7 protein-coding genes and 1 pseudogene are annotated in these 12,870 nt (G+C 36.8%); all 8 read right to left on the bottom strand.

Features of this window, described 5'->3' with window-relative positions:
- Positions 1 to 169: 169 nt before the first annotated feature.
- The 8 genes and pseudogenes from B0A64_RS02860 to B0A64_RS02825 all read right to left on the bottom strand — a co-directional run bounded on the left by B0A64_RS02860 (position 170) and on the right by B0A64_RS02825 (position 12,863).
- On the bottom strand, positions 170 to 1,768 hold the full coding sequence (locus B0A64_RS02860) for a glycoside hydrolase family 43 protein (RefSeq protein WP_089478038.1): 1,599 nt from the start codon (positions 1,766 to 1,768) through the stop codon (positions 170 to 172).
- A 297-nt stretch (positions 1,769 to 2,065) separates the two neighbouring features.
- Complete coding sequence (locus B0A64_RS02855; protein WP_089478037.1) at positions 2,066 to 3,286, bottom strand: glycoside hydrolase family 88/105 protein; 1,221 nt, start codon at positions 3,284 to 3,286, stop codon at positions 2,066 to 2,068.
- A gap of 22 nt (positions 3,287 to 3,308) precedes the next feature.
- Positions 3,309 to 4,529 (bottom strand): annotated as a pseudogene (locus B0A64_RS02850) (glycoside hydrolase family 88/105 protein).
- An 11-nt stretch (positions 4,530 to 4,540) separates the two neighbouring features.
- Positions 4,541 to 5,743 carry a glycoside hydrolase family 88/105 protein gene (locus B0A64_RS02845; protein ID WP_089478036.1) on the bottom strand — a complete coding sequence of 401 codons (1,203 nt, stop codon included), beginning with the start codon at positions 5,741 to 5,743 and terminating at the stop codon, positions 4,541 to 4,543.
- A gap of 335 nt (positions 5,744 to 6,078) precedes the next feature.
- On the bottom strand, positions 6,079 to 7,044 hold the full coding sequence (locus B0A64_RS02840) for a DUF4861 family protein (RefSeq protein ID WP_089478035.1): 966 nt from the start codon (positions 7,042 to 7,044) through the stop codon (positions 6,079 to 6,081).
- Positions 7,045 to 7,057: 13 nt separating this feature from the next.
- Positions 7,058 to 7,993 carry an alpha/beta hydrolase gene (locus B0A64_RS02835; RefSeq protein ID WP_089478034.1) on the bottom strand — a complete coding sequence of 312 codons (936 nt, stop codon included), beginning with the start codon at positions 7,991 to 7,993 and terminating at the stop codon, positions 7,058 to 7,060.
- 101 nt (positions 7,994 to 8,094) lie between these two features.
- Positions 8,095 to 9,732 (bottom strand): RagB/SusD family nutrient uptake outer membrane protein, encoded by a 1,638-nt coding sequence (locus B0A64_RS02830; protein ID WP_089478033.1) that lies wholly within the window; start codon positions 9,730 to 9,732, stop codon positions 8,095 to 8,097.
- A gap of 11 nt (positions 9,733 to 9,743) precedes the next feature.
- The gene (locus B0A64_RS02825; protein ID WP_089478032.1) at positions 9,744 to 12,863 is read right to left on the bottom strand and encodes a SusC/RagA family TonB-linked outer membrane protein; all 3,120 of its coding nucleotides are present in this window, start codon (positions 12,861 to 12,863) and stop codon (positions 9,744 to 9,746) included.
- Between the last annotated feature and the right edge of the window lie 7 nt (positions 12,864 to 12,870).

The raw sequence follows: 12,870 nt of genomic DNA, 5'->3' as shown, positions 1-12,870 counted from the left end.
ACACCTTATTCCATTTGTTAAGCTATGTTTCTATGTGCTAAATATTTTTTCTTGCAGATTAAGCAAATAAAGCAGATTTTTTTATCTGCACTTTTTCTAACCTTGCTCTTTCTTACTTTGTTCCTTTGAACCTTTGTTCCTTTCAACCTTTGAACCTTAGTCCCCCTAGCTACTTCGTTATTCTAAACCAATCTACAGCAACGTTTCCGGAATCATTAGTTCCTTTTTGGCTTAAGGCAAAAAGACCTATTTTGGCGCCAATCCATTTTCCTTCTTTCGAAACAAAATCAGCTCCTATTGGCTGGTATTTTTTATCCTCTAAACTATAAAAGAAACTGCAAATACCTCCTTTTTTAACTTTTACTCTCAGATAAATTGTATTGTTTGCAATTAAAACCGGTGTTGTTTCTGTTTCTGACACTTTTTTATCAAAAGTTCCTGTTTTCTGATTCAGATATAATTTACCGTTCTCATTTTTAAGGTTCAGATAGCTATAGTCTAATCCCATTATCAAAAGTCCTGTCGATTCGCCATTGAGTCTTGTATTAAACGTGAGTTTGGTTGTGGCTGTAAACTCTTCGGCAGGGAATTTTTGTAATAATAAATTGGGTGCGTCAAAAATTTTCTGATCGTCTTTTATAGTGGTTTGACAAAATAAATTAAGATATCCTAAACTAGTCGGGAATCCCCAGTTGATTTGCGAATTTGCCTGCCATTGCCATTGCAGACCTAGTTTTGGTTCGTTAAACTCGTCTGATTCTGCGGGAGTTTCTATTGGATATTTCTTGCCTGTATTTGGTTTTTTGAAAGTGGTAACGGGCTCTCCTATTCCGTTTTTATCGAAATCCTGTCCCATCACCGGCCAATCATTTTCCCATTTCATTGGCTGGAGATGAACGATTCTGCCATAAGCGCCTTTGTCCTGAAAATGGATAAACCAGTCTTCTCCGGTTTGCGTTTGTACCCAGGCACCTTGATGCGGGCCATTTATAGTAGTTTTTCCTTGTTCGAGAACTTTTTTCTTTTCATACGGACCGTATACATTTTTAGATCTTAAAACGGTTTGCCAGCCAGTAGCAACTCCGCCGGCAGGAGCAAAAATGTAATAGTAATTGTTTCGCTTATAGAATTTTGGTCCTTCGATAGTTCCTTCGCTTTCATGTCCGTCAATTACCATAACCTCATCCGGATTCGCAACTGTTCCTTCGGCATTCATGCTGCAAACGACTAGTAAACTTTTTATTTGGGCGCGACTTCCGGCAAAAGCATGAACGAGATATACTTTGCCATCATCATCCCATAACGGACTGGGATCTATAAGTCCTTTTCCTTCTTTTATCAACAATGGTTCTGACCATGGTCCTTCGGCTTTTTTGGCTTTTATGAGATAGATTCCAAAATCAGGATCGGGATAATAAATATAAAATTCATTGTTATGATAATTAATGCTTGGTGCCCAAACACCATTACCGTGTTGTACTTTATTAAAGGTTTCAAATGGTGGCTGCTTTGCAAGTGCATATCCAATAATTTTCCAGTTTACAAGGTCTTTAGAATGCAAAATGGGTAATCCCGGAATGCAATTAAAGGACGATGCGGTCATATAAAAATCATCTCCTACCCGAACTACATCCGGATCTGAATAATCGGCATGAATTATAGGATTTGTGTAGGTTCCGTCTCCATTATCAGGAACCCAAACCTGAGCAAAATTATTTTGTATCGGGAATAGTGATACTAAGAGAAAGAGGATTTTTATATTTTTCATTTTTGGTGATACTTACTTTCTAATTAAACCTAACAGGTTTTGAAAACCTGTTAGGTTTGTATTGAGAATTATTTGAAAAATTGTTTAACACATAGAAACATAGTTTTTTGTTCTTAAAAAAGAATACAGAAAAGAAATATATTTCTCTAACATAGTGAGATTTTTTAATGAAACTTAACAGGTTCTTAAAACTTGTTAGGTTTCTCTGTATATGATTTATAGCAAACGGCTTTTGTTTGCGGAGCTTCTTGTGTGATCCTTTGCTTTCGCTCAGGATAACAAACTTTGTTTTTAAGCTTATCTGTTTAGTTCTAAGGCGGCTAAAATAAAAGGTCCTGTGGCTTTAGGATCATTGTCTTTTTTTTTTTCGTTTACATAATACTCGTAGGTACCGTCTCGATAAGGTGTACCGCCTAAACCGGCAACCTGACATGCTTGCGTTAGTGTAATCGTACCATCTGCATCTACTTTTATCAATTGTTTTGTTAGACCATCGAAGGCTTTCTCTGCCAGTTTTTTATATTTTGCAGGGAGATATCCTTTGTTTGCTCCTTTTGCAAAGGCATACGCAAACATAGATGATCCTGAGGCTTCAAGATAGTTTCCTTCTTTGCCCCCTTTGTCTGTTACCTGGTACCATAATCCTGATTTGTCCTGAACTTTGGCCAAAGCTGCGGAAACATTGTTGAGATATTTTACTAATTCTTTTTGTTTTGGATGTTCTTTCGGGAAATAATCTAAAGCATCTACAAGTGCCATAGTGTACCAACCTAAAGCTCTTGACCAAAAATTAGGCGAATTTCCGGTTTCTTTATTTGCCCATGGCATTTTTTTGCTTTCGTCCCAGGCGTGGTATAACAATCCGGTTTTGGGATCTGTTGCATGCAACTGAATTTGTTCGAATTGTTTTGCTACGTCATCAAGACTTTTTCCTTCTTCGAACGTCACGGTGTATTGGGCATAAAATGGTTCTCCCATATACAAACCGTCCAACCACATCTGGTTTGGGTAGATCGTTTTGTGCCAAAAGCCGCCGCTTGTGGTTCTTGGCTGCTCTGCCAATTGTTTGCGCAACAATTGCATTGCTTTTAAGTATTTCTCTTCTTTGGTGGTTTTGTAAATATTAAACAATAAACGACCGGATACTATCATATCGATGTTGTATTTGTCTAATTCGTAGGTTTTGATCGTTCCGTCATTTTGAACCAGTGCATCGATATACCCTTTTATATACTCGGGATATCTGGAATCCGGATTTTTCTTGTACAATTCTTCGATAGCATGCAAAACTAATCCGTGTACATAATCCCATTTTGGAGTCTTAGAATCGTCGATCATATAGGCTTCAGGATGACGTTTCATTAGGGTCAATGCCATTTTATCCGACCATTTTAAATCTTTGGTAATCACGATCTCCTTTTTTGCCGGTTCTTGCGAGATCACTTTGCAACTTACAAAAGCCAACAGGCAAACCAAAGCAACGGAAGTAAAGTAACCTTGTCTTTTATTATTTTTCATTTTAAAATATATTTAAATTTTTCTATTTTTCTAACTCAAGTGCCGCCAGAATAAACGGTCCTAAACCATGTGAGTTGTCTGTTTTTATTTTTTCTTTTATATAATATTCATAGGAACCATCACGATACGGTTTTCCTCCTAATCCTGCGCTGGCACAGACCTGCGTGATATGAATTTCTCCATCCGGATCAACGGTAACCAATTTATTTATTAGTCCGTCAAAACCTTTTTCTGCCCGTTTTTTGTAATCTGATGGTAAATATCCTTTTTTTACTCCTTTTGCAAAAGCATAAATAAACATTTCAGATCCGGATGCTTCGAGATAATTTCCTTCTTTATTTCCGGAATCTGTTACCTGATACCATAATCCGGAAGGATCCTGATATTTTGCAACTGCTGCTGAGATTTCGTTTAAATATTGAATTAACTCTTTATGTTTTGGATGTTCTTTTGGCATATAATCTAACACATCGACCAAAGCCATCATGTACCATCCTATAGATCGGGACCAGAAATTGGGCGAAGTTCCGGTTTCTTTATCTGCCCAGGGCATTTGCTTGCTTTCGTCCCAGGCATGAAAAAGCAAACCTGTTTTTTTGTCGATTGTATGCAAATGTATTTACTCAAATTGTTTGGCTACATCATCTAAATCTTTTCCTTGATCAAATTGAGCTGTATATTGGGCATAAAAAGGTGCTCCCATATACAAACCGTCAAGCCACATCTGGTACGGATAGATTTTTTTATGCCAAAAACCTCCTGAATTTGTTCTTGGATGTGTTGCCAATTGTTTTCTTAATGTTTGCAATGCAGTTAAGTATCGCTTGTCATTTGTGGTTTTATAAAGATCAAAAAGTATTTTTCCGGCGTTGATATAATCAATATTGTAATCTTCGAGTTTATAGTTCATAATTTCTCCTGAACCATTGATAACTGTTTCGGCGTACTCTTTTACATAATTGCCATAAACCGGATTATTGGTCTTTTTGTAAAGTTCCTGAAAAGCCAACGTTACCAAACCTAATTTGTAATCCCATTTTGGTTTTTCGTTACCATCTACTTGCCAGGCTTTTGGAGCACGTTTAACGATAGAAAGTGCCATTCGTTCGGACCATTTTAGCTCTTTCGAAATTACAATTTCTTTGGTTGTAACTTCCTGAGCATTTATTTTGCCAACCAAAAAAAATATTAAGCCCACTAACATCATCGTAACGGAATAAACTTTTGTTCTATTTGTTATCATATCCAAAATACTTATTTGTTTAATTCGATTGCACTTAACAAAAATGCTGCTAAAGCTGGCGAACTATTTTCTTTTGCTTTACTATTAAGGTAATAATCGTTTGTACCATCCCGAAAAGGTTTTCCTCCCAAGCCTACATTCGAAGAAACATTCGAAATAATCACCTCCCCTTTTTGGTCTTTTTTGACGAACTCTTTTACAAATGCGTCGAATGAATTTTGTGCCACTTTTTTATACTTTGAAGCCAGATAGCCTTTGTCTGCACCTTTTGCCAAACTATAAATGATCATTGCCGATGCTGAAGATTCTAAAAAATTGTCTTTTAAATTTGGCTTATCGGCAATCTGATACCATAAACCTGAGGCACTTTTATGTTCGACTGTGCTTTTGGCAATCTGGTTTAAATAGCCTGTCAACGTTTTGTATTTTGGATTTGTTTTTGGGTAATAATCCAGCACTTCGACCAAAGACATCATATACCATCCAATACCTCGCCCCCAAATGGTTGGAGAAGTTCCTGTATCCGGATTTGCCCATGCAATCTCTTTGCTCTCATCCCACGCCTGATAAACCAGACCTGTTTTTTTGTCGACAAGATGATTTTGTACCAGCTCAAATTGCCTGGCGATATCATCCAGCGCTTTACCGTTTTCGTACTTAACGGTGTATTGGGTATAAAATGGTTCTGCCATGTACAAACCATCAACCCACATTTGGTTGGGATAAATTTGTTTGTGCCAGAATCCTCCGCTTGCCGTTCTGGGTTGGGTCTCCAGCTGGTTTCTTAGCATCTGTAACACTTTTAGATAGCGATTGTCTTTGGTTTCATTGTATAAATTAAAAAGCAATTTTCCGGGATTTGCACAATCGATATTGTACTCTTTTATATCGTATTTTTTGATTTTCGCATCTGCGTCGATCAGTTCATCTGCATATTCTTTGATGTAATTGAAGTATTTTTTGTCGTTTGTTTTTTGATATAATTTTTCGAAAGCAGCCAAAACCAATCCCATTTTATAATCCCATTTTGGTTCTTTGGTACCGTCAATCTGCGAAGCTTTAGGATAGGTATTTAAAATGGTTAGCGCTGTTCTTTCTGACCATTTTAAGTTGTCAGCGAGAACGGCATTATTATCCTTTTGCGCTATTGTTTTACTACTGATAATCAATAAAAAAACAACAAGATTGATCTTTATAAAAGTCGATTTAAGCATACATTTTATTTTTTGCCACAGATTAAAAAGTTTTTTTCTCTCGCAGATTTTGCAGATCGAGCAGATTTTTTCAATCTTTTTAATTCTTTAATTCTATCTAACTCTTTTTTAAGTTACTATAAATAAGTTCCAACGGAATGTTATGTTTATAGAAATTTTAATATTCATATTTCAAGAACACGTTGCGGCGCGTGACATCTTTAGTATAATCTTTTTAATTCTTTTAATCTGTGGCTATTTTTTCTCTCGCAGATTAAGCAGATCGAGCAGATTTTTTCAATCTTTACTCTATTTTCTTTACTCTCTACTCTTTACTCTCTACTCTTTTCAATCTCTTATATCTTCCCTTTTTTATTCAGTACTTCTAATTTCTGGTCTAAATATTTTACAAATTCTTCTTTTGATTTAATGCCATTTGGTTCTTGTTCCCAGGCGCCTAAAAAGTAAAAAGAAGTTGCTTTTGTGGTTGGTTTAAAGACCAAAAGATAATCTAAATCTGTATCGGCTACATTTTCGATTGTGTTGGTTTGATAAAAAATTGCCATTCCTAATTTGTCCGGAACCAAGGATTGTTCGCCATAAGTTGCCAGATAAGCCCATTTTTTATTCTTGCTTTCTTTTTTAAGCAATTCTGCCTTTTTTTGTTTTACAATTCCGGTACAAATTCCTTTTATTTCTTTTGATGCCTGAATGGTATGTTGTGTATAAAGCTCGTTTGGTTTGATGGTTAACTCTGATGTAAAATTGATTTTATCAGAGGCTGTTTTCCATCCGTAATAATTGACTTTTACCCCTGATTCATTGGTTTTGTTTACGACAGTTGCAATCGTAGAATCGACTTCACGAAAGTGTAATTTTTCATTGTTCAAATAACGATCAATCGACCCAATACCAATTCCTTTTCCGGCTTTAAGGATATCTGCGCCCCAATCGCTCATTTCGTGATACGAGTCAAAATTGTCCTGTCCTACTTTTGGCAAAATAATGTCTGCCGTTTTTTTTCCAAAAATGTCAATCGCATTTCTCCAGTCCAGGTACAAACGATATCCAATTCTATTACTCTCCCAGCCCGGACCCTCATAACGAATATCAAAGGAATGGTCTGTATGCTCGGGCGCTAATTTTAGCTTGTCTGTGTTTTTAAAAACCGTTCCGCCAATGTATTTACGTCCTTCCCATTTTCCGTCTGTTTTTGCAGAGATTTCAGCATAGGTTTTGGCTGTTTTTATATCATATTTCTGAGCATTTACTGCTGTAACACCAAGTAAAAATAAGGTCGCTAATGTGATTTTTGTTTTCATTTTTTATGGTAAATTATTTAAATATTCTGTCTAAAAATTTTATTGTGTATCCTGTTGTTTCGTCCAGCCAGGGCTGAAAAAACCAAAAGGAATGTGGTGAATCCTGAATGGTTTGTACTTCGCTGTAAATCTTATTCTGATCTAAAATTGTGATCATATCGTCTCGTCCCGCGTGAAATCTGTCAAAACTACTGTTTATAAACAGTATGGGCGGTGTATTTTTACTGGCGTGATTTAAAGCCGATGCTTTTTGCCAGGTTTCAGGACTTTCGTCATAGGTTCCGTTTAACCAGAAAGCTGCCATTTCTCCTTCTTTTGATTCAGGATGTTTAAAAGCCAATATTCCATCTATATCTATAATTGCCTGCACTATTGAAGATGCTTTACTGGTATTCTTAGCATCTTCAAAAGCTAAATCTTCGTTTGTTGTGCCAATTAAAGCTGCCATTTGACCTCCTGAAGAGCATCCTAAAACGGCAATTTTATCTGGATCTACCTGAAATTTTTTCGCATTATCTTTTATAAATTTAATAGCATTTTTGACATCATAAATCGCCTGCGGATATTTTGCTTCGAGCGATAATCTGTATTCAATTGCAAAACAAGCATATCCTCTTGTTGCAATTTGCTGTGCCAAAACCTGCATTTGTTCTTTATTCCCTGATCTCCAGCCGCCGCCATGAATCATGATGATACCCGGATTCTTTTTCTCTTTTTTATTTATAAAAGCATCCAAATGTAATGCTCTGTTTTTATTCTGATAATAGACTACATTCTCAATTTTGGTGGTGCTTGTATTTTTATCTGCCAGAGCTATTTTTATAAACGGATATTGTTTAATAAGCTTGGCATACGTACTTCTTACGGTATATGACGTGTCGATACTGTAGTGGTTTTGTGCGGTCCCCACTTTCGAAAGAAGCAATAAGACAAACAAGATTCTTTTCATTTTAAGCGAACTAATTTTTAGTTAAGAAAGGAGTCCGATTGAGAACCGAACTCCTTTTTAACTTCTTCAAAAAAACTTAACCTCAAAAAAATTTAAAATTATTAATATCCAGGATTCTGAGGAAAATCCTTATTTTGGTTTAAATCTAATGCGGTTTGTGGTATTGGTCTTAAAATTTTAAGCTGACCTCCTACACCAACAAAATTCGCTGCTTTGATTCTGTAATTATGTGCAGAAGCTCTGGCTACAAGAGTTCCGGTACGTTTTAGATCGAACCAACGTTTGTATTCGCCTACTAATTCTCTACCTCTTTCATCCAGAATATACTCGATATTAAATTCGGCAGCAGTGGCATTTGCAACACCGGCTCTTCTTCTTACTTCGTTCAAACGGTCTAAACCTGTTGCAGGATTACCTGCTTTAAAATACGCTTCGGCTGCTACCAAATACGTTTCGCCAAGTCGTGCTACGATAATATCCCTTGTACTTACCGGACCTGTGCTTGCAGGTGTTGTTAACTCCGGATCATCAAATTTCTTTACCGGAATAGTTTGGTAATCGATATTTTTTGTCAAAGTATATTCTGCAGCATATTCGCCCCAGGGATGGTAAACGAATCCTGTTGCGAGTTTGGCTGTTGCTAAATAAGCTGCTTTATCTGCAGGAGTAAACCATTGTGGTGCGTAGAAATGTTTTACTTTTAAGGTAGTTTTATCTGCCACTCTAAAAAAGTCATAATAATTTTCATATACTTCATTCATGAATGTAGCTGCCCATCGTTTATCCTCTTTCGTATACAAACTTAAAGCATATCCTGTTGGAAGCAAATTATAGCTTCTTAATGGTGCACCCCCTTTTGTTTCGCTTCCGCCCAGATAAGAACTAAAATAATAAAACTGGTTGTTTCCTAATTTTGTAGGATCTGTACTGGTGGAATTTTTATCGTATTGTACAGAGAAAATAGTTTCTACGTTTAGATCATTTGCAGGTTTAAATAAATCTGCAAAGGGTACATTTAACGCTTGTCCTGCAATGGCTGCATCCGCATAAGCAGCTGCTTTTGCAAAATCATCCGGTTTACCATAAGTCTCGTAACCTCTTGTTAGGTATACTTTTGCCAATAAATCATTTACGGCTCTTTTGTTTACTTTTCCTGAAGCCGCATAAGCACCTGTGCCTACTGTTGCAAGAGCACTATCCAGATCTGCTATAATATGGGTGTATACTTCTTCGGCAGTGTTTCTTGAAAAGGACAACACAGGAGACGTAATATTTTCGTCTACAATTGCTACTCCTCCATAGGTTTGAACCAATAAAAAATAGGCTTGAGCTCTAATAAATTTTGCCTCGCCTACGAGAACACTTACATTTGCATTTTGTTCTGTTAAAGTCGAATAATACACGGTTTTATTAACCGATTGTATCGCCAGATAACAGGAGTTATACAATTGCTCTACTCCGGTCGAAGAAGGAATCAACAAGGTATACTGACTTAAACCAGCAGGCTCTGCTGTTCTTCCTTCGGCATACATATCAGTTCCTGCTTCAAACAACCATGGATCGCCTCCATAAATTCCTTTAAGTCTGGCATAATCTGAATTTACTAATAACTGAAATCCGGATGCTGTTTTATAAGTCTCATCTGCTGATACATTCGAGAGTGCCTCCTCTTCGATATAACTACTGCATGAAGCAAAAGTAGTTGCGATTATTCCTAAAACTAATATTATCTTTTTCATTTTATATCTTATTAAAATTTAACACTTAAACCCAATTGCGTTGTCACAGATGCCGGACGGTTTACTCCAAAAGCTGAGCCTGCCCATTCCGGATCGTATCCGTCGAACTTTGTAAAAACAAATGGATCTAAAACATTTACATAAATTCTAAAATTGCTCATTTTCAATTTTTTAAGCAAATCAGGTTCGAATGTATATCCCAAAGAGATATTTTTTATTTTGGTATAAGAAGCATCTCTGTAGTAAGCAAAACCTGATGACCAATAGGCACCAGCTCCTGTAGCTACAGGTCCCGGTCTTGGATTATCGTTATTTGCATTTGCCGGAATACCGGTACCATTTGTTGGAATAAAATAATCCATTGCAATTTTTTGACGTCCTCTGTCGCTTACATCAGCAAAATTTTGATGAAAACTACTCAACACGGTTTGTCCCTGGCTTGTAATAACCGAAAAGTTAAAATCGAACTGCCCTACCGTTAATTTAGAATACAAACTTCCTTGCCATTCCGGGTTTGGGTTGCCAATAACCGTTCTGTCATCCTGATTAAATTTACCATCTCCGTTTAAATCTTTTGGTCTGGCTTGTCCCGGAGCCTGCCCGTAAGAAGCTGCAAGTGCTGCTTCGCTTTCTTGCCAAACCCCATCATAAACATAGTTGTAGGAGTTGAAAGCAGGATTAGGAAGTGGTGATCCAAGGATCAGTTTATTACCTATATCACTTACTTTATCCTGATTGTAAATGGATTCTAATTTGTTTACGTTTTTGGTAAATGTAAATGTCGTTTCCCAGGTAACACTTTTTGATTTGATATTTTTGGTCGTTAATAAAACCTCAATACCTTTGTTACTTACTGATCCCACATTAGAAAAAGTATTGCTATAACCTGATTCCGGTGGTAATTGTTGTTTGTAGATCAAATCATCTGATAATCTGTCATACACATCTACACTACCTGTAATTCTGTTTTTTAAGAAACCAAAATCTACTCCTAAGTTAAATTCTCTTGTTTTTTCCCAGGTTAATTTTTGGTTTGCCAGATTTTCTGTTTGCCATCCCGGAACTACTACAGAACCGTTTGCATAAAAGGTTTGCTGGTTTAATAATGCTTGTGAGGTATAGGGAGCCACATTATCATTTCCGGTATATCCAACACTAGCTCTTAATTTTAAATCTGAAAGTGTCTCGTTGTTTGCTAAAAACGCTTCTTTACTAATTTTCCATCCTAAAGCTAATGATGGGAAACTTTCCCATTTTACTCCTTCTGCCAGCACAGATGAACCATCCCATCTGTTTGAAGCTGTTAATAGATATTTGTCTCTAAAAGTATAATTAAGACGTACGGCATACGAATTTAAAGTGTTTTTTGCGTAAGATGATTTTACCACATAACTTGACTGAACTCCTGAACCTATATTGTCTACTCCCGTATCAAATGGTTGTGTATTAGAATACAGGTAAGAACTCTCGTCTTTGTTTGAGTACAAACTTTGTAATAATAAAACACTAAAATCATGAACCTCATTAAAAGTATGTTTCAAATCGATCTGGTTGTCCCAGGTATAATTGAAGTTGTTTAAATTTTCGAGAGATGATGAATTTTTGTTGTTTAACATTACACCTGCATTTGATTGAGCTCCATACGATTTACCGTTTTTGCTGTTTACAATTCCGGCAGAAAATGTGGTCTTGAACGAAAGCCATTTTATAGGCTGGTATTGAAAATAAAGGTTACCAACGGTTTGCCATGTTTTTTCTGTTTGCGAAGAATTGGCAATTTCTACCAACGGGTTTACAGAACTTGTTTTATTAATTGCCCAGGAACCATCAGGATATGTTAATTTTCCAGGCAGGAAAAACAACTCGCCTACTTTTTCGTTTCCGGCAGCATCAATAGCCCAAGGCGACATAAGCGGGCTTAATCGAAACGCTTCCTGCATGGCAAGATCACTCCCTAATTGTGAGTCTACATTGGCAATTGTAATATTAGCTCCTGTAGAAAATTTGTCATTAATTTTATGATTCAATCCTAATTTAAAAGAGTATTTATCCATTGAATCATTGTCGATAAGTCCTCTGTCTCCCTGTAAACCAAAACCTAAATTATAGCTTAATCCGGAATCTGATCGTCCTGAAATGTTTACATAATTGTTTTCTGTCATTCCTGATTTTAGTACTGCATCGTACCAGTCAAAATTATAACCGCTATTGGCTCTTGATACCAACAATGGGCTTTGATTTCCTGCCAATGCAGCAAGTTGTGCCGGTGTTTGTGTTGCAGGAGTGGCACTCATATAGGCTGTTTGGTGAAATTTCCACCACTCTGCGCCTGTCATCATTTGTGGCAATCTGGCAGCCGTTTTTGTACCGTAAGAACTATCAAAAGTAACGCTGATCCCAGACTTGGCGCTTAAACCACTTTTGGTCGTTACAATAATAACCCCAGAGGCTCCTCTTGAACCATAAATAGCGGCAGAAGAAGCATCTTTTAAGACATCCATTCTGGCGATATCCTGCGGGTTCAAAAAGTCGATTCCGTCAGTTGGTACACCATCTACAACGTACAATGGGGTCGAACCTGCAATTAGCGAATTGTTTCCTCTTATGACCACATTAAAACCATCGCTGGCACGTCCTGTACTTGAGGTAATCTGAACTCCGGGAGTACTACCCTGAATGGCTTCAAGCGGACTTATTGTGTTTCTTTCTGTAATTGTTGCAGCACTAATTGTACTTATTGATCCGGTAAGATCTGTTTTTTTTACAGATCCGTACCCTACAACCACAACTTCATTAAGTGAGTTCGATTGTTCTGCAAGGCTCACATTTACTTTTGCTTTTCCGGCAACACTCACTTCCTGTGTCTGAAAACCTAAATAGCTAATTATTAAGACTGCTTTATTGCTGGTTACATTAATTTTAAAACTTCCCTCAAAATCTGTAGAGGTACCATTTTTAGTTCCTTTTTCCTGGACATTTACACCTGGTAGTGATAATCCCGCCGCATCTGTAATTTTTCCTTCTATAGCTGTAGATTGCGCATAAATTGTGCTGCTCAACAGGAAATTAAGGAAAAATAAAAATACAAGATTGTATTTTATTTTTTTCTTTGGTAATTGTTTAAAGTTCATAGTGTGG

It is taken from the genome of Flavobacterium araucananum, from assembly GCF_002222055.1.
Classification (GTDB): Bacteria; Bacteroidota; Bacteroidia; order Flavobacteriales; family Flavobacteriaceae; genus Flavobacterium; species Flavobacterium araucananum.
Note: the sequence above shows the minus strand (reverse complement) of the source record. Positions and strands in the feature narration are given on the sequence as shown.